Origin of the sequence: Streptomyces sp. NPDC048424 (assembly GCF_040651555.1) — a bacterium.
GTDB lineage: Bacteria > Actinomycetota > Actinomycetes > Streptomycetales > Streptomycetaceae > Streptomyces.
In genome coordinates this window covers 200,840-217,465 of sequence record NZ_JBEZKE010000001.1, presented here as the reverse complement: position 1 = coordinate 217,465, position 16,626 = coordinate 200,840, and the positions used below count along the sequence as shown (strand labels likewise).

Here is a 16,626-nt window from a genome sequence, read left to right as displayed (position 1 = left end):
CCGGCCACCCGATGTCGACCACATTCGCTCCCGTCGATCTCGACGGAGTTCCGGCGGTGGAATCCTTTCTCGACCGCATGGGATTCGGCCACTTCGACAGGAATTCGGTCTCCGCACCGATAGGCCGCAACGAAATATGGGCCGGCAGCACGGAAAGCGGCCGGGAGGTCTTCGTCAAACGGCTCGTGGGAACCGGCGATGACGTCCGCGACCGGATGCGGCGCCTGCTCGCCTTCGAGCGGTTCGCCGTCACCCTCCCGCCCCACGCACTGCGCGGCCCGGTCTTCCTGGGCAACGACACCGCCGAACGGCTGGTCGCCTTCACCTACCTCGACGGCGCCCGCAGCGGTGCCGAGCTGATGGTGGACGAGAGCTTCGACGACGAGCTGGCCGGCCAGGTCGGCCGCGCCATCGGCCTCCTGCACGGCGCGCAGCACCCCGACCCCGAGGAGCTGGACACCACCCCGCCGGCGCTGCCCTCCCTGGGCTTCCTCCAGGGCCTGCCCCCGGGCATGTTCGACAACCTGGGCTTCGCCGAACTCCAGGCCTGGCGCCTGATGCAGAGCGACGCACAGCTGGTCGAGGCACTGACGCGGCTGCGCGCCGCCGAGGCCGCCGCGCCCAAGGTCCCCTCCCACTGCGACTTCCGCGTCGACCAGCTCCTGCTCACCGACGAGGGCCTGTACGTGGCGGACTGGGAGGAGTTCCGGCTCGCCGACCCCGCCCGCGACGTGGGCAGCTTCGCCGGCGAGTGGCTCTACCGCTCCATCCTCGACGTGGTCACCACCCGTGGCGACGAAGAGGGCAACGGGCCCGAGGAGTACGAGCTCACCCACGAGGCGATCCTCAGCCGCGGCGTGGCCAAGATCGAACGCCTGCGGCCCAAGATCCGGCACTTCTGGCAGGAGTACGCCGCCGTACGCCCCGACATGGACCCCGGACTCCCCGAGCGTGCCACCGCCTTCGCCGGCTGGCACATGCTCGACCGCCTGATCGCCGGCAGCACGCAGCGGATGCGCCTGTCCGGCATCGAGCGGGCGGCCGCCGGCATCGGCCGCAACATCCTTCTCCACCCCCAGAAGTTCGTCACCGCACTCGGATTGGAGGTAGCCCCGTGAGCACGGGAACGAGAACAAGAACGAGCACGACAAGAACGAGCACGACGAGCACGAGCACGAGCACGACGAGCCCGAGCACGGCCACCGGCACGACCGAAGCACCGCCCGCCGCGCTGCTCCACGCCCTGGACGGCGTCCGCATCGCCGACGACCGCCTCTCCGCGACCGTCGCCGGCCGCGAACTGACCGCGGACAGCCCCGGCGAGCTCAAGACCCTCCTGGGCACCGCCCTGTACGAGACCCTGCACTCCGGCCAGGACGAGTCGGCCTCCAAGCTGCCGCGGATCCTGCGCGACCCCGACTTCGAGCGGCGCCTCGGCGAGGCCGTACCGCACCGCAGCGTCACCGCCGAGGCCGTGGTGCTGCCGCAGCCGCCCGGCACCCCCTCCGACGCCCCCGACGTGCTCGTCCTGCGGGACGGCATCCGGACCTGGGTCCCCCGGCGGACCATGAGCGTCACCGACCCGGCCCCCGGCACCCTCGTCGAACTCGGCGTACCGGCCGCCCGGCCCGCGCTCTCCCCCGGCTTCTTCGTCGTCACCAGCCCGGTCAACCGGGGCGCACCGGCCGAACTGCTGCGCGTCTACCTGAACCTGACCGACTCCCAGGCCGCTCCTCAGGCCTGGCAGGCCGTCCTGACCCGGCTCAACGAGCTTGAGATCGCGTACCAGGCCAAGGTCCTCTCCTGCCTGCCGCTCTACCCGCGGCGCGACGCCCTCGTCGTCTACCTCCAGCCCGACGCCTGGCACGCCGTTCCGGTCCTCGCCGAACTGGCGCCGTCCCTGCCCGGACTGGGGTCCGAGACCTCGCACTTCGTCCACCGCGTCGCCCCCGGCGTCGGCGTGGCCTTCGAGCCCGCGGACCAGCGGCCGGCCATGCGCGGCCTCAGCTTCGGACAGCACCGCGCCGGCGCCGCCGCCGAAGCCCTGCTCGACCGGGCCCGGCACGGCACGCCGCTGGCCGAGGCGCTCACCGCCCGCTTCACCCAGGCCGGCATCGACCCGCACCGCCCGGCGCGCAACCTCACCTCGCCGGAACTCCCCGCACCCGCGACCCCGGGCGCGACCGGCACCGCCTCGACGGCTGCCGCGGCCTGAGGGGGCTGCAGGGCGTGAGTGCCCGCGCACCCGCTCCCTGCTTCCACCTCAGTACGTACCGCACGTGCACCACGTACGGCACACCTCTCAGGTGCCCACCGGGCACCCATCCACAAGGAGAAGAACCATGGACAACGCTTCGATGATGGACCTCGTCGCCGGCTACAACACCTACGCCGAGGCCTCGGAGCTGGGCATCCAGGCGGTCGCCGACGCCCCGGCCACCACCCCGGTCTGCGCCGCGACCATCGCCGCGTCCGCCGTGTCCTCCGGCTGGTGCGCCTCGGCCGCCGCCTCCGCCGCCGGTGGCGCCACCTACAAGCTCGGCTGCTGATCCCCGCGGGATCCCCGCAGCCGCCGTCCCCCCGTACGCAACCAGCCGACGAAGGGAGGTGAACAACATGTCCCACGACCAGAACACCCTCGAGGAGCTGGTGACGGGCTACGAGTCCTACGCCGACGCCGACGAGATCGAGGTCGACGCGGTGACCGGCGCCCCCGCCACCACCCCGTTCTGCGGTGCCGCCGCGAGCTTCATGCTCAGCTACGTCACCACCAACGGACCCGGCTAAGCCGGAGCCCCGCCCCAACTCACCGTCCACACACACCCCTTGAAGGGAGACGAACACCATGAGCAACGACCAGAGCACCCTCGAAGACCTGGTGACCGGCTACGAGTCCTACGCCGACGCCGAGGAGATCGAGGTCGACGCGGTGACCGGCGCCCCGGCCACCACCCCGTTCTGCGGCGCCGTCGCGAGCTTCGCGCTCAGCTACGTCACCACCAACGGGCCGGGCTAAAACGCCCGCGGCGGGTGCCCCACACCGGGCACCCGCCGCCCCCCGGGGCCTTCACCGCCCCGTCCCCGGGCCCCCGCGCCCGCACCTGACTTCCGGGCACCGTGCCCGCCCCACTTCCGGGCCCCGTGCCCATCGACCCCCTCACCTCCACAACGGGAAGCCCAGGCGAATGACCGACAACAGCGCACACACCCAGACCCTCCTCGACATGTCCGACCTCCTCAAGCCCAACGCCGTCCGCGTGGCCGCCACCCTCGGCATCGCCGACCTGGTGGCCGAAGGAGGCGGCACCGCCGCGACGCTGGCCGAACGGGCCGGGGCCAACCCCGAGGTGTTCGCGAAACTCCTGCGCTACCTCGTGGAGCTGGGGCTGTTCACGGTCGACGCCGACGGCGTCCACGCGCTCACCGACCTCTCCCGCCCCCTGCTGCGCAGCAACGAGCCGAGCCTGGCCCAGTACCTCAGCATGGAGGGCCTGTTCGGCCGGGTCTCCCTAGGACTGGTGGGCCTGCTGCACACCGTGCGCACCGGCGAGGCCTCCCACGCCGCCGTGTTCGGCCGCGACTACTGGGACGAGATCAACACCGACCCGGTCTACGTCAGAGCCCTGGAGGCCGAGGGGCCGACCGAGGCCGGCTGGGACGCCGACGCCGTCATCCGCGCGTACGACTGGTCCTCGGTCCGCAGCGTCGCCGACGTCGGCGGCAACAACGGCACCCTGCTCATCGAGCTGCTGCGGGCCCACCCGCACCTGCGGGGCACCGTCATCGACCTGCCCAACGTCGCGGGGATCGCCGCCCGTCGCATCGAGGAGGCGGGCCTGGCCGACCGCGGCACCGCCGTCGCCGCCAGCTTCTTCGAGGAACTGCCCAAGGGCCACGACGTCTACCTGCTGTCGGGGATCCTCGCCGACTGGAGCGACGAGAAGTCCGTGGCCATCCTGCGCCGCGTCGCCGAGGCCGCCGGCCCCGACGGGCGGGTGCTCCTCGCCGAGATCAACCTGCCCGAGATGGGCACGGGCCTGGCCGCCGCCGACACCGCGCTGCGCGTCGCCGCCACCGTCCCGGTCCCGGCCCGGACCGTCGAGGCCGTCAAGGACTTGGCCGACCGGGCCGGTCTCACCCCGACCTGGCAGGGTCCGGTCACCCCGGTCCGGTCCGTCGTCGAGTTCTCCCCGGCCGTCGCCGGGGACCGCGTCCCGGAGGTGGCCGGTGCTTGAGTTCGACGCTCTCACCAAGGCGTTCGGCGACAAGAAGGTCCTGCGCGGTCTGTCCTTCCAGGTCCGCCCCGGTGAGCTGTACGGGTTCTGCGGCGCCAACGGCGCCGGCAAGACCACCGCCATGCGCATCGCGCTCGGCATGCTGGCCGCCGACACCGGCGAGGTCCGCTTCGAGGGCCGCCCGGTCGACAGCAGCAACCGCCGCCTCATCGGCTACATGCCGGAGGAGCGGGGCCTGTACGGCAAGATGCGCCCCCGCGACCAGCTGGTCTACTTCGCCCGTCTCAGCGGCATGGGGGCCCGCGAGGCCAAGTCCCTCGCCGACGAGTGGATCGAGCGCCTCGGGGTCAAGATGGGCCCCAAGGACGTGCTGGACAAGCTGTCGCTGGGCAATCAGCAGAAGGTCCAGCTGATCGCCGCCCTGATCCACCGCCCCGGTGTGCTGATCCTGGACGAGCCGTTCTCCGGCCTCGACCCGGTGGCCTCCGACGCGATGGCCCAGGCGCTCACGGAATTCACCCGCGACGGCGTCCCCGTCGTCTTCTCCAGCCACCAGCTCGACCTGGTGGAGCGGCTGTGCGACCGGGTGGGCATCGTCCGCGACGGCGCCCTGGTCGCCGAGGGGACGGTGGAGGAACTGCGCGGCAGCACCACCCGTCGCCTGGAGATCGCCCTGGAGGGCGCTCCGGCCGGGTGGGCGTCGGCCGTTGCGGGCACCCGCGTCGTCGAGGCGCGCCACGACCGCTACACGCTGGAGGTCGACGAGCAGGTCCCCGTACGGGAGATCCTCTCGGCCGCCCAGGCCCACGGCGACATCGTCCACTTCGCCTGGCGCGAGTCCTCCCTGACCGAAATCTTCCGCGAGGCGGTGACAGCATGAACCGGAACACCCCGCACGGGCCGCTCACCCTCGTCGGTCTCGTCGCCTGGCGCGAGATCGTCACGCAGTTCCAGCGCAAGGAACTGTGGGCCTCCCTGGTCATGATGATCCTGGTGTTCTGCGGTGCCCTCGGGCTGCAGAAGGTCTTCACCGGCGCGGCGGACCGTCCGGTCCTCGCCGTCGTCGGCGAACACCGGGACCTGACCGAATCGCTGCGCGCGCAGACCGCCGGGGCATCCGGCGACGGTGGCGCGGGCGGCGTGAAGGTCGTCCCCTACGAGGACGAGGCGGCCGCGGAGGCCGCCGTACGGGCGGAGAAGGCCGACGCCGCGCTGGTCGGCGAAGGCCGCGTCCTGGTCCGCGAGAAGCTGCCGGAGCCGCTGGCCGGCCCGCTGTACGAGGCCCACCGCACGGCGCAGACCACCGACCGGCTGCGGGAGGGCGGACTGACCGACCCCGCCATCGCGCGGGCCCTGACCGTACAGCCGCTGACCGTGTCCGCGCTGGACCCGGACGCGGACCGTACGACCGAGCGGACCATGACCGCCGCGATCGGCGTGATGGCCCTGTTCTTCCTGACCTTCATGTTCGGCCAGGGCATCGCCCAGGGCGTCCTGGAGGAGAAGTCCAGCCGCATCGTGGAGGTGCTGCTGGCCAAGGTGCACGCCTGGCAGCTGCTGGCGGGCAAGGTGCTCGGCATCGGGCTCGTGGCGTTCGTGCAGATCAGTGCCATGGCCGCGGGCGGCGTCACGGTCGCCATCGCCGCCGACCTGGTGGACGCGCCGGCCGACGCGATCGGCACCAGCGTGTCCGTGGTGCTCTGGTTCATCCCCGGCTTCCTGGGCTTCGCCGCCCTGTGGGCCGTCGCGGGGGCCCTGGCCTCCCGGGCCGAGGACCTCCAGCACGCGGCCGGCCCGGTCAGCATGCTCCAGACGCTGAGCCTGATGGCCGCGCTGGCGCCCTTCACCGGGATCAGCGACACCCTCACCCGGGTGTTCTCCCTGGTGCCGGGCCTGTCCTCGGCCGTGATGCCGGTCCGGATGGCGAGCGAGAACGTGCCGTGGTGGGAGATCGCCCTGGCCGCCGTCCTGTTGCTCGGTTCGATCGCCGCGCTGCTGCGCGTCGGCGGCCGGATCTACATCGGCGGCCTGCTCCAGCACGGCGGCATCGTCAAGGCGCGGACCGCCCTGCGCAACGCCCGACTGGGGGGAATGTCATGACCGTCACCACCGACACCACGGCGGCCGCCGAGGCGGCGGCCGAGGCGGAGGCCGAGGCCGCCGCCGACCGCGCCGAACGCGCCGCCGACTCCTGGGACGGTGAACTGCGCATCCTGCGCGAGCTGTTCCGCCCGGGCAACCGGCTCCAGATGGCCGTGATCGCCCTGCTCGCGGCGGTGTCCGCCGCCGCCACCCTCGCCCTGCCGCTGGTCGTCGCCGAGCTGGTCCAGCAGGTGCAGCAGGGCCAGGGGCTCACCCGGGCCGCCCTGCTGATGATCGGCACGGGTCTGGGTTCCGCCCTGGCGGGCGCGCTCGCCGCGTTCCTGCTGTCCCGCCTCGGCGAGCAGCTCGTCCGCCGGCTGCGCATCACCACGATGCGGCGCGGCCTGGCCATGCGGCTGTCCGACGCGAAGGCGGTGGGCAGCGGCGACCTCGCCACCCGGCTGACCGCCGACGCCATGCAGCTCAAGGGCGCCATCAACATCGGGCCGATCCAGCTCCCGATGGCCGCGATCACCCTGCTCGGCACCATCGTCATCATGGGCGTCCTGGACTGGGTGCTGCTGCTGATCACCCTGGCCGGATTCGTGTGCGCCCTGGCCATCGTCGCCGTCGTGATCCGCGGTCTGCGGCGCACGTACCAGAACATGCAGGACGACATCGGCACCCTCACCCACCAGTTCATCACCGCGCTCGACGCCCTCGTCATCATCAAGGCGTACCGGGCGGAGGAGCGGGTCGGCCGCACCCTGGACGGGCACGCACGGCGGCTGGAGAAGCTCGGCGTGGACGCGGCGCGCATGGAGTCGCTGGTCGTCCCCGTGATCAACCTGGGCCAGCAGATCGCCCTGCTGACCGTGCTGCTCGGCGGCGGCGCCCGGCTCGTCTCCGGTGACCTCGCCCTCCCCGACTTCGTCGCCTTCCTCCTCTACCTGCTCCAGCTGACCGCTCCCCTGATCATGGCGGCCTCCGGTGCCGCGCAGATCCAGGCCGGGCTCACCTCCCGGCAGCGGTTCAACGACGTCTTCGCCCTGCCGGTGGAGGACCTGGCGCCCGGCACGGCGGAGCCGGCACGGACGGCGGGCGGCCGGAACACCCCCGGTCCGGCCCCCGCCGTCCGCTTCGAGGACGTGACCTTCGGCTACGGCGACGAACCCGTGCTGCGCGGCGTGGACTTCGAGGTGCCCGCCCAGGGCCTGACCGCCGTCGTCGGTCTCTCCGGCGCCGGCAAGTCCACCGCGCTGGCCCTCATCGAACGGTTCATGGAGCCGCAGTCGGGCCGCGTGCACCTGTTCGGCGAGGAGGCCGCGAGCCTGCCGCTGAACGAGCTGCGCGGCCGGATCGCCTTCGTCGACCAGGCGTTCACCCTGCTCGGCGACACCGTACGGGCCAACCTGAGCCTGGGCCTGGCCGCCGTGCCCACCGACGAGGAGCTCTACGCGGCGCTGGCCGCGGTCGGCCTCGACGCCCCCGTCCGGGCCCTGCCCGACGGCCTGGACACCGTCCTCGGCGGCGCCCACGACCTCTCCGGCGGTCAGCGCCAGCGGGTCGCCCTGGCCCGCGCGGTGCTGGCGGACAGCAGCCTGGTCCTCCTCGACGAGCCGTCCTCGCAGCTCGACAGCGTCAACGAGCAGCGGCTGCGGCAGATCGTCGACACCCTCGCCGAGGACCGCGCGGTCCTCGTGGTCGCCCACCGCCTGTCCACCGTCCGGCACGCCGCGAAGGTCGTCGTCATGGACCGCGGCCGGGTCATCGCCGAGGGCACGCACGACGAACTGCTCGACTCCAGCCCCGCCTACATCGAACTGGTCAGCGCCCAGTTGCTCAGCGGCGCCGCCACCCCGGCGGCCCGGTCCACGAAGGAAGTCACGGCATGACCAAGTACTCGATCATGATGCCGTTCATGCCGACCCGGCACGAGCAGGCGCTCCCGCTGGCCGCGCTGGTCGCCTCCGGCGCCGCGGACCGGCTGTGGCAGGGCCAGGCCCTGATGTCCGAGCCGTACCAGACCTTCACGTACGCGGCGGCCTCCGGATTCCGGATCCCGGTGGGCACGGCGGTCACGCTGATGCCCTTCCGGCACCCGATCGAGGCCGCGCTCCAGGCCAAGTCCCTCGCGGTGACCACCGGCCACCCGGTGGTCGCGGGCATCGGACCGGGCGCGGCGATCCTCCAGAAGAACGTGCTCGGCGCGCCCTACCGCAGCCAGCTCGGCGCGGTCCGCGAGTACTTCACCATCATGGGCGGCCTGCTGGCCGACCGCGAGGTCGAGCTGCGGGGCGAGTACTTCGACTGCCGCATCGGACTGCCGTCCCTGCCGGGGCCGCGCGTCGAGCTCGGCGCCGGGGTGCTGCGGCCGAAGATGGCCCGGCTGGCCGGCGAGGTGGCGGACGTGGCCATCACGTGGCTGACCCCGCCGAAGTACCTGCGGGACGTCATCGTCCCCGAGCTGCAGGCCGGGGCCGAGGCCGCGGGCCGGCCGATGCCGCGCCTGGTGGCGATGGTGCCGGTGGCGCTGACCGCGCCCGACCGGGACCCGGCGAAGCTGGTCCTGGCGGGCAACACCGGGCACCTGTCGATGCCGCACTACCAGGACATGCTGCGCCGCTCGGGCATCGACATTGACCAGCCCGACCCCATGTCCGTCGCGAAGGCCGTGATCGAGGGCGGCGCGTTCGTCCACGGCGACATCAGCGAGGTGCGGGACCGGCTCGTGGAGTACGCGGCGGTGGGCGTCGACGAGATCGCGCTGAACCTGACCGGTGTGTGCCAGGTGGAGGGGCTGCCCTCCGCGCTGGCCGACCTGCGGGCGATGCTGCCGGAGCTGACCCGGTGAGCGCCGGTACGCAGGCCGTCGCGACCCCCGTCGCGCCGGCCCCGGCGGCCGTTGCGGCGGCGGTCGCCGCACCGGCCGCCCTGGCCGCCCCCGCTTCCGTGGCCGCCGTACCGGCGCCCGCGCTGGGCATCTCACGGCTGCTGCTCGTGGTGACCGGGGCCGTCGCCGCCGCCGAACTGCCTTACTGGCTCGGCTGGTTGCGCAGCACCTACCCGGACCTGGAACTGCGGATCGGGGTGACCGCGAGCGCCGAACGGTTCGTCAGCCGGGTCACGCTCGCCGGGCACAGCGGCGCCGAGGTACTGCCCGACCGCTGGGCCGAGGACGAGGTGCACGCACGGCACGTGCTGTGGACCGAGTGGGCCGAGGCCGTGGTCGTCGCCCCCGCCACCCTGCACTTCATGGCGCGCCTGGCCCTCGGGCTGGCCGACAGCCCCGCGCTGCTGGCCGCGCAGTGCACCACCGCCCCGGTGGTGCTGCTGCCCGCGCTGCCGCCGGGCGGGCTGCACAGCGCCGCGTACCGGGCCCACCACGCGGCGCTGGCCGCCCGGCCCAACGTGGCCGTGCTCCCGCCCCGTCCCGGGCGCTCCATGACCACGGGACGCGAGGACGCCTGGGCGCCGGCGCCACTGCCGGACGCGCTCGCGATGGTCGAGCAGCGCCGCGGGGAACTGGCGGCCGCCGCCGTGTCCGTACCCCTCCCGCCGCCGGCGAGCACGCTGTGACCGCCACCGCCGTCGACGGCGCCGTCGAAGGCATCGCCGAGGACGTCGGCGCGGGTCCCGTCCGCTTCGGCACCGGGCTGCTGCGCACGACCGTCCACGGCGGCCTGTGGGTCCGCGAGCCCGGACCGCTCGCGCCCGCCGGCTTCCACCCGCTCCCGGCCACCCTCCCCGAGACCCCCCGGACCCCGGGCGTGCGCCTGGTCTACGGGGAGCAGCTGCCCGGCGGCGCACGCGCCTACCGGGGCCTGTCCGGGGACGAGTCCGTGGCCGGCCACCTGTTGCGGCACGGCCCGCACCCCGGGCTGCGCCCGGCCCTGCACGCCCTCGGCCGCGCCCTCGCCGCGCTGCACACCGCCCCGCTCCCGGTTGCGACCGGCGCGCCGGCCCCGCCCACCGCCTCGCGCGGCTGGGCCCGGCTCGACGCGTGGCTCGCCGGTCGCGCGCCGGAGGTCTGGGCCGCGCAGGCCGCGTCCGTGCTGCGCGAGCGGCTCGGCGCCGAGCGCTGGCACCGGCTGCGCGACTGGACCGCCGAACTCGCCGCCGATCCGGCCCTCGTCGTCTCCCACGGCGCGCCCGGCCTCGGCTCGCTCGTCGCCGACCCCGGCGGCGAGGGCCCCGTAGAGCTGCTGGCCGGCGAGGACGTGTGCCTCGCCCCCTGGTACTCCGACGTCGGCTGGGCCGTCGGCGAACTCACCGAGCTCGCCTGGCAGCTCGGCGGCGACAGCGAGGCCTGGCAGCGGCTCGTCGACGCCGTCGAGGAGGGGTACGGGCGCCCCCTCGGCCCGCTGCGGCCGCGGCTGGCGGCCCTGCGCATCGCCCTGCACCTGCACGACTACACCGCCTACGTCGGCTGGCAGCCGGAGACCGTCGAACGCTTCGCCGGTTTCCTCGGCTACCTCACCGGTTTCGGCGGTCCCACCGCACCAGGAGACCACTGATGCACCGGTTCACCCTGCCCAACGGGCTCCGGGTGCTGCTCGCCCCCTCACACCGCCACCCCCGGGTGGCGGTGGCGGTGCACTACGGGGTCGGATTCCGGTCCGAACCCCCCGGCCGCGAGGGCTTCGCGCACCTCTTCGAGCACCTCATGTTCCAGGGCAGCGAGCAGCTGACCGGCGGCGAGTTCTACGACCGGATCCACCGGCTCGGCGGCTCCGCGAACGGCACCACGCACCAGGACTACACGGACTACTACCAGGCCGTTCCCGCCTCCGCCCTCGACGGGGCGCTGTTCGCCGAAGCCGACCGGATGCGGGCGCCGCTGTTCACCGAGGAGGCCCTCGCGGAGCAACTGGAGGGCGTCGCCCTGGAGATCCACGGGACGACGGTGGAGCGCCCGTACGGCGGCTTCCCCTGGCCGCTGCTGCCCGCCGTGCTCTACCGCTCGTACGCCAACGCGCACGACGGGTACGGGGACGCCGAGCGGCTGCGCGCGGCGACCGTCGCCGACTGCCGGGCCTTCTTCGCCGAGCACTACGCGCCCGGCAACGCCGTGTTGACGCTCGCCGGCGGGTTCGACGCGGCCGAGGCCCGCGCGCTCGTCGAGCGGCACTTCGGGGACATCCCGGGGCGGCCCGTGCCCGCCCGCCCGGACCTGCGCGAGGAGGCCCCGGAGGCCGACCGGTGGGCGTACGGCACCGAACCGGGCGTGCCCGCGACCGCCGTGGCGCTCGGCTACCGGCTGCCGGACCCCGCCCGCGACCTGGCCGGGTACCTCGCGCACACCGTGCTGGCCCGGCTGCTGCGCGCCACCGGCGCGCGGGGTGGCGGCGGTCCCGTCGAGACGAGCTGCGGCTTCTTCGGGCCGCTCGACGCCCTGGCTCCCGAGACCCTGGTGGTCACCGGTCTGCTGTCGCCGGACACCGCGCCCGAGCGGTTCGTGGACCGGGTCGACGCGGGGCTGGCCCACTGGGCGGATCCGGGCGCGCCGGGCCACGGCGAGGCGGTCCGCACGGCCGTCCGCGACCTGGCACTGGACCACGTGCGCCGGCACGACGACCTCCAGACCCGGGCCCGCGCGCTGGGCCGGCTGGAGCTGCTCTTCGGCCGCCCCGGACTCCTCGCGGAACTGCCCGACCTGCTGGCCGGTGTCGGTCCCGCCGAAGTGGCCCGGGCCGCACGGGCGTTGCGCGGGACCGCGCGGGCCGTGCTGGTGCTGGAGCCGGGCCCGGAGCGCACGCGTCCGGCCCCGTACGAGGCCCCGGCCGTCCCGGTCCGGTCCGCCCGCGCCACCGGCGAGCCGGTCGTGCCCTCGTGGGCGGAGACCCTCACCCCGGCCGGCACCCGCGTGGTCTGCTACCGGGACGAGCGGACCCCGCTGGCCGAGCTGCGGATCAAGGCGCCGCTCGGTCCTGGCGGCTGGCGGGCCCCGGGCCTGGTCCGGCGGCTGGCGTACGAGGCCCAGCTGCGGGCGGGCGCGGCCTGGCGGGCCACGGGCCACTTCGGCACGGTCCAGGTGACCACGGACGAGCAGTGGCTGGAAGTGAGCGGTCACGCACCGGCCGAGCGGGCCGGGGACTGGCTGCGTACGGTCGTCGGGACGGTCCTGGCCGCCGGTACGGTCGGGGCGGACGGCCCGAACGGGCCCGCGCAGGCGGCGGCGTTCGCCGCCCCGGCCGCGATCGCGCTCCAGCGGGCCGCCGACGCCGCGCTGCGCCTGCGGCTGCTCCCGGCGGCCGGCGGCGCCGCCGCGCTGCCGGGACCCGCGGGTGCCGTGGTCGTCGTCACGGGTCCCGGCGACCCGGACGCCACGGCCGCCCTGGTGACCCGTACCCTCGCCGGGTGGAGCGCCGCCGACGCCGTCACGCCCGAGGGGGCGGCGCCGGGGCCCGCAGACGCCTACGGGGAGGACACCGTGCTGACCCTGCACCGGCCGGGCGCCGCCGAGGCGCACGTGACCCTCTGCGCGCCCGCGGCGATGAGCACCGCGACCGAGGCCGCGGACTACCTGGCCACGGCCGCGCTGGGCGGCTGGTTCGGCTCCCGGCTGGCCGTCGACCGCACCCCCGGCCTGACCGTGATCACCGGCCGCGACACGGCCGCGGCGGGCCACCGCGCCTACCTGCGGGCCTGGTACGAGGGGCCGCACCGGCCGCAGACCGTACGGGAGTTGCGCGAGCGGGTGCGCCGGCTGGCGGGCGAGCCGTTCACGGCGGCCGAGGCGGACGCCACACGGCTCTTCTGCGCGGGCCAGGTGCTGAGCGTGTTCGACACGCAGGAGACCCTTGCGGACATGCTCTGTCAGACCGCCGCCTACGGGCACGACGCGACCTGGCTCATGCGCCTGCCCCGGGCGCTGCGCGAGGCACCGCTCACCGACGTCTCCCGAGCCGCCGTACGGATGTTCGCGGAGCGGCCGCTGACGGCCCTGGCCGTGCGGACGGACGCGGTGGAAACGGACGCGGAGGACACGCGCGCGGAGGAAACGGGCGCGGTGGAAACGGGCACGGTAGGGACGGACACGGTGGACACGGACGAGGCGGCGCGGGACCTGCCGGACGGGCGGGCGGCATGACGGACGGCCCTCACGAGCCCGCGCCGCGGGACACCGGTGCGCTGACCTTCCTGCGCGTCCTGGTGATGCCGTCGCCGGCGGCGGCGTCCGCGCCGGCCCACGAACGGCCCGGGGCGCCGGAGACCACGGCCGTGCGCGTGTCGTCCCTGCTGCCGGCGGGCTGGCGCGGGACGGTGCATTTCTTCGCGGTGGGCTTCTCGCTGGCGGTCGTCCTGCCGGAGGCGACGGCCGCCGAGGCCGTCACCGAGGAACTGCGGAGGCTGTGGCAGGACCCGGGGCTGGTCGGGTGGGAATGGCTGCTCGACCCCGAGGACACCCCGGGCCGCTGACGCGCCCCGGGGTTCCCGGCCCCGCCGGATCCGACCCCCGTCAGATCCAGCCGCGGTCGCGGGCCAGCAGCGCCGCCTGGAAGCGGTTGGCCGCGTCCAGCCGGCCCATGAGCGCGGCCACGTACTTGCGATAGGTGCGGACGGAGACGCCGACCTCGCGCGCGCCGATCTCGTCCTTGTCGACCATCTGCATGGTGGCCAGGATCTGCCGTTCCAGCTCGGACAGCCCGCCCTCGGGGCCCTCGCCCCCCGCGGGGCTGCCGACGACCTCGTCGAGCTCGCGGCTCTCGGCCCAGATCCGGTCGAAGAGCGAGATCATGCCGCCGACGAGGCCCGGCTCGCGGACGGCCACCGCGCCCAGCGTCGAGTCGTTCGGGTCGATGGGGGCCAGCGCGGTCTGCCTGTCGAAGATCAGCAGCCGTTCGGCGGTCCGTTCCACGACCCGGATCCTTACCCCCTTGGTGGTGAGTTCCTGCAGGTAGGCGGCGGTGGCCAGGTCGGCGACGGCGCCGCTCTCCACGATGGTGCGCATCGCGACCCCGCGCCGCAGCAACTGCTCGGTGAGCGGCCGGGCGGCGGCGATGTTGTCCTTCGTCATCGGTCCGCCCGGCTGGGTGGAGAGCAGTTCGGTCCGGCAGAAGAACGACAACTCGTCGAGTTTCTCCCGGACTTTGACCAGGCCTTCGAGCCGTTCGATGAGCGGCGCGTCGGTCTGGGAGTCGGCGTACAAGCCCTCGTTCTCGAATTCCTGCTCGCGCAGCAGGGATTCCAGCAGGTCCCGGGTCTCCGAGACGTGCCGCATTTCCTCGTGGAGGGCCTTGAGCCGCCGCTCGACGAGCCGGGCCACCACCGTGCTCGGGGCGACCGGCCGGTAGACCTCCGTCCCGTCGGCGGTGGCCATGCCCATGGCCACGAGCGTGTTCAACACGGATGCCACGGCCTCGGCGTCGTCACAGCCGAGGTGGACCGCCAGGGTGTGGGGCGTGGCCCGTGTACAGCGCAACAGGCCTCTGTATGCCTGTTCTTGCCTTTCTTCTACTCCGAGCCGACCCAAATGGTGATGCATGTGATTCCCCCGCATCGCTTTCACCTGGGCTTCTGGTCAAGCCCAAGCAAAATCGGATGATAGTGCGGTGATCGTTCCACGGCTATGCTTTCAACTTTCGGACAGCCTTTTCACGCCACGAGCGCGCCCGTCCATCGGCGGCGGGATCGCCGGTTCGGGGCGGCGCCGGGGCGAAATGGTGCGGGCCGGCATGGCGCGTGTCAGCGTGGTGGGAGAGCACGCCGTACCCCGCGCAGCAAGAGGAGTCGCCGTCATGGACGGTAGGCAGGACAGGCGCCAGGAACCGGGCAAGGGCCGCGAGGCGCAGGAGCACCGGCGCCCCGGAGACCCCGCGCAGCCTCAGCCGGGCAGGCAGTCCCGCGAAAAGGGACAGCAGTCGGGCCAGAAGGAGAAGGAGACCTCGCGCCGCCGCGAGGACGACCTGCTGCGCGAAGAGGACCTGCACGACGAGGGGCTCTGACCGGCGCGCCCTCGCACGCGCAGGCGCGACCCGCCGTCGGCACCGAAAATACGCTGGTCGCAAGCGCCTTCCCGGACCTCGAACCGGAGTACGGTGAAAGGACCGGGAGTATTTCGCACACCCGCTCCCACGCGGACGTCGTTTCCGGCGATCACTGCACCGGGCCGTTCGCGAACGGCCCGGGGACGGGTCCGCGACATGACCACGACCCTTGACCGCGCCGACTCCGGCGTGGTTTCCCGCCTCGTTCCGGCACGCCTGTCCCTCACGCCGAAGACCGCTCTCGTCGGTCTGCTGGACGGCGCCTGGTGGCCCCGCTCCCGTGACCTCGAGGCCGAGCTCCCGGCTCTCGCCGCCGCTCTGGACGAGCCCTGGGGGCGCATCACCCGCGTCAGCGTGAACCCCGGCCGCTGGCCGGTCATCCCGCACACGGTTCCCGTGGCCGGGCGCACCGTGCACGTCGGCTGGTTCACCGAACAGGACCCCGACAAGCTGATCCTGCTCTCCTACACCGTCGGCCGCTGGGACCTCCTGGTCGTCCCGCCCGAGACCGAGCCCGCGGCCGCGGCCCGGCTGATGGCCGCTGCCGCGCTCCCGGGCAGCTGCCTCACCGCAGGCGTCCTGATGGCCAACGAGGCCGTCATCGGGCGGCGCCTCCGGGACGGCCGCACCCGGGAAGCCACCCGGGAAGCCACCTGGGAGGGCGAAGGCGGTGCCTGCATGTCCCCCTTCGGGAACCCGATGGGCCGAAGCGCGCTCCCGCTGCCCGGAAACACCTGGAGGTGAGTTCCATGGAGACCATCGTCCTCATCGCGGTAGTCATCCTCATGATCGGCGTCGGAATGCGCTGGATCCACCTGCTGAACGCCCAGCACGACGCGCGGATCGAGGCGTACCGCTTCAGTGACCCCCTGCCGAGGCCTCCCGGCCTGCCGGACGACACCGGTCGTCGAGCCCACCACACGGATGCCGACCGGTGAGGAACGGAACTTCCTCCGACCGGGGGCAGCGGTCGGGGCGCCCCGGCGCCCCGACCCGCCGGCCTCACGCCCACTCCGAAGGGAACCACGCCCACGTGAAGTACGTAGGAACCGAGACACTGCCCTCGCTCGGGCACGCCGAGGTACGGATCATCGCGCACACCCCCGAAGCCGCCCGGGCGGTCGCGGAGGCGCTGCGCCGGTGTTTCGCAGGTACGGAACAGCGCAGCTACCCCGCCCTCGACGGCAACACCCGCCTCCACCTCACCGTGGACACGGCCACACCCGCCGGCCCCGTCCGCTCCTGGCTGGCCGCCAGCAGAACCCCCACCGGGAGCGGCGCCCACTCCGACGAGATCTGAGAGCGCCGACGGGCCCCGG

19 protein-coding genes are annotated in these 16,626 nt (G+C 73.9%); 18 read left to right on the top strand and 1 reads right to left on the bottom strand.

The annotated features are described in order from the left end of the window. The first annotated feature begins 56 nt into the window (after window positions 1–56). The 14 genes from lxmK (at window position 57) to AB0D29_RS01005 (ending at window position 13,739) form a co-directional block, all read left to right on the top strand. On the top strand, window positions 57–1,118 hold the full coding sequence (lxmK, locus tag AB0D29_RS01070) for a class V lanthionine synthetase subunit LxmK (protein WP_362851501.1): 1,062 nt from the start codon (window positions 57–59) through the stop codon (window positions 1,116–1,118). After that, the gene (locus AB0D29_RS01065; protein ID WP_362851499.1) at window positions 1,115–2,215 is read left to right on the top strand and encodes a T3SS effector HopA1 family protein; all 1,101 of its coding nucleotides are present in this window, start codon (window positions 1,115–1,117) and stop codon (window positions 2,213–2,215) included. The genes lxmK and AB0D29_RS01065 overlap by 4 nt, the downstream gene beginning before the upstream one ends. A 127-nt stretch (window positions 2,216–2,342) precedes the next feature. Then, window positions 2,343–2,549 carry an LxmA leader domain family RiPP gene (locus tag AB0D29_RS01060; protein WP_030718520.1) on the top strand — a complete coding sequence of 69 codons (207 nt, stop codon included), beginning with the start codon at window positions 2,343–2,345 and terminating at the stop codon, window positions 2,547–2,549. A 67-nt stretch (window positions 2,550–2,616) separates the two neighbouring features. Continuing rightward, window positions 2,617–2,787, top strand: coding sequence for an LxmA leader domain family RiPP (locus tag AB0D29_RS01055; protein WP_158717266.1), 171 nt, complete (start codon window positions 2,617–2,619; stop codon window positions 2,785–2,787). A 58-nt stretch (window positions 2,788–2,845) separates the two neighbouring features. Next, window positions 2,846–3,016, top strand: coding sequence for an LxmA leader domain family RiPP (locus AB0D29_RS01050; RefSeq protein WP_362851497.1), 171 nt, complete (start codon window positions 2,846–2,848; stop codon window positions 3,014–3,016). 169 nt (window positions 3,017–3,185) lie between these two features. Beyond that, window positions 3,186–4,235 carry a methyltransferase gene (locus tag AB0D29_RS01045; RefSeq protein WP_362851495.1) on the top strand — a complete coding sequence of 350 codons (1,050 nt, stop codon included), beginning with the start codon at window positions 3,186–3,188 and terminating at the stop codon, window positions 4,233–4,235. Beyond that, window positions 4,228–5,115 (top strand): ATP-binding cassette domain-containing protein, encoded by an 888-nt coding sequence (locus tag AB0D29_RS01040; RefSeq protein WP_362851493.1) that lies wholly within the window; start codon window positions 4,228–4,230, stop codon window positions 5,113–5,115. The genes AB0D29_RS01045 and AB0D29_RS01040 overlap by 8 nt, the downstream gene beginning before the upstream one ends. Continuing rightward, on the top strand, window positions 5,112–6,335 hold the full coding sequence (locus AB0D29_RS01035) for an ABC transporter permease (protein ID WP_362851491.1): 1,224 nt from the start codon (window positions 5,112–5,114) through the stop codon (window positions 6,333–6,335). Before AB0D29_RS01040 ends, AB0D29_RS01035 begins: the two co-directional genes overlap by 4 nt. Continuing rightward, entirely contained in the window at window positions 6,332–8,212 is a 1,881-nt protein-coding gene (locus AB0D29_RS01030) for an ABC transporter ATP-binding protein (protein ID WP_362851489.1), read from the top strand. The genes AB0D29_RS01035 and AB0D29_RS01030 overlap by 4 nt, the downstream gene beginning before the upstream one ends. Beyond that, window positions 8,209–9,171 carry an LLM class flavin-dependent oxidoreductase gene (locus AB0D29_RS01025; RefSeq protein WP_362851487.1) on the top strand — a complete coding sequence of 321 codons (963 nt, stop codon included), beginning with the start codon at window positions 8,209–8,211 and terminating at the stop codon, window positions 9,169–9,171. The genes AB0D29_RS01030 and AB0D29_RS01025 overlap by 4 nt, the downstream gene beginning before the upstream one ends. Then, window positions 9,168–9,896, top strand: coding sequence for a flavoprotein (locus AB0D29_RS01020; protein WP_362851485.1), 729 nt, complete (start codon window positions 9,168–9,170; stop codon window positions 9,894–9,896). The genes AB0D29_RS01025 and AB0D29_RS01020 overlap by 4 nt, the downstream gene beginning before the upstream one ends. Beyond that, on the top strand, window positions 9,893–10,834 hold the full coding sequence (locus AB0D29_RS01015) for a hypothetical protein (protein ID WP_362851483.1): 942 nt from the start codon (window positions 9,893–9,895) through the stop codon (window positions 10,832–10,834). Before AB0D29_RS01020 ends, AB0D29_RS01015 begins: the two co-directional genes overlap by 4 nt. Then, entirely contained in the window at window positions 10,834–13,410 is a 2,577-nt protein-coding gene (locus tag AB0D29_RS01010) for an insulinase family protein (protein WP_362851481.1), read from the top strand. Before AB0D29_RS01015 ends, AB0D29_RS01010 begins: the two co-directional genes overlap by 1 nt. Beyond that, the gene (locus AB0D29_RS01005) at window positions 13,407–13,739 is read left to right on the top strand and encodes a hypothetical protein (RefSeq protein ID WP_362851479.1); all 333 of its coding nucleotides are present in this window, start codon (window positions 13,407–13,409) and stop codon (window positions 13,737–13,739) included. The genes AB0D29_RS01010 and AB0D29_RS01005 overlap by 4 nt, the downstream gene beginning before the upstream one ends. Window positions 13,740–13,779: 40 nt before the next feature. Here AB0D29_RS01005 and AB0D29_RS01000 read toward each other — a convergent pair whose 3' ends face one another. Next, window positions 13,780–14,742 carry a helix-turn-helix transcriptional regulator gene (locus tag AB0D29_RS01000; protein ID WP_362851477.1) on the bottom strand — a complete coding sequence of 321 codons (963 nt, stop codon included), beginning with the start codon at window positions 14,740–14,742 and terminating at the stop codon, window positions 13,780–13,782. Window positions 14,743–15,058: 316 nt separating this feature from the next. Between AB0D29_RS01000 and AB0D29_RS00995 the strand changes: the two genes are divergently transcribed. The 4 genes from AB0D29_RS00995 (at window position 15,059) to AB0D29_RS00980 (ending at window position 16,607) form a co-directional block, all read left to right on the top strand. Beyond that, window positions 15,059–15,265: a hypothetical protein gene (locus AB0D29_RS00995; RefSeq protein WP_362851475.1), complete on the top strand. Its 207-nt coding sequence runs from the start codon at window positions 15,059–15,061 to the stop codon at window positions 15,263–15,265. A 198-nt stretch (window positions 15,266–15,463) separates the two neighbouring features. Continuing rightward, window positions 15,464–16,051, top strand: a complete 588-nt coding sequence (locus AB0D29_RS00990; RefSeq protein WP_362851473.1) for a DUF5994 family protein — start codon at window positions 15,464–15,466, stop codon at window positions 16,049–16,051. A 5-nt stretch (window positions 16,052–16,056) separates the two neighbouring features. Then, window positions 16,057–16,245, top strand: coding sequence for a hypothetical protein (locus AB0D29_RS00985; RefSeq protein ID WP_362851471.1), 189 nt, complete (start codon window positions 16,057–16,059; stop codon window positions 16,243–16,245). A gap of 95 nt (window positions 16,246–16,340) precedes the next feature. Next, complete coding sequence (locus tag AB0D29_RS00980; RefSeq protein WP_362851469.1) at window positions 16,341–16,607, top strand: hypothetical protein; 267 nt, start codon at window positions 16,341–16,343, stop codon at window positions 16,605–16,607. The last annotated feature ends 19 nt before the right edge of the window (window positions 16,608–16,626 follow it).

Bases quoted from the DNA above. Each gene is read 5' to 3' on its own strand.
- AB0D29_RS01005 (WP_362851479.1), top strand. From the start codon at position 13,407: ATGACGGACGGCCCTCACGAGCCCGCGCCGCGGGACACCGGTGCGCTG.
- AB0D29_RS01035 (WP_362851491.1), top strand. From the start codon at position 5,112: ATGAACCGGAACACCCCGCACGGGCCGCTCACCCTCGTCGGTCTCGTC.
- AB0D29_RS01050 (WP_362851497.1), top strand. From the start codon at position 2,846: ATGAGCAACGACCAGAGCACCCTCGAAGACCTGGTGACCGGCTACGAG.
- AB0D29_RS01030 (WP_362851489.1), top strand. From the start codon at position 6,332: ATGACCGTCACCACCGACACCACGGCGGCCGCCGAGGCGGCGGCCGAG.
- AB0D29_RS00990 (WP_362851473.1), top strand. From the start codon at position 15,464: ATGACCACGACCCTTGACCGCGCCGACTCCGGCGTGGTTTCCCGCCTC.
- AB0D29_RS01045 (WP_362851495.1), top strand. From the start codon at position 3,186: ATGACCGACAACAGCGCACACACCCAGACCCTCCTCGACATGTCCGAC.
- AB0D29_RS01055 (WP_158717266.1), top strand. From the start codon at position 2,617: ATGTCCCACGACCAGAACACCCTCGAGGAGCTGGTGACGGGCTACGAG.
- AB0D29_RS01060 (WP_030718520.1), top strand. From the start codon at position 2,343: ATGGACAACGCTTCGATGATGGACCTCGTCGCCGGCTACAACACCTAC.
- AB0D29_RS00985 (WP_362851471.1), top strand. From the start codon at position 16,057: ATGGAGACCATCGTCCTCATCGCGGTAGTCATCCTCATGATCGGCGTC.
- AB0D29_RS01025 (WP_362851487.1), top strand. From the start codon at position 8,209: ATGACCAAGTACTCGATCATGATGCCGTTCATGCCGACCCGGCACGAG.
- AB0D29_RS00995 (WP_362851475.1), top strand. From the start codon at position 15,059: ATGGACGGTAGGCAGGACAGGCGCCAGGAACCGGGCAAGGGCCGCGAG.
- AB0D29_RS01010 (WP_362851481.1), top strand. From the start codon at position 10,834: ATGCACCGGTTCACCCTGCCCAACGGGCTCCGGGTGCTGCTCGCCCCC.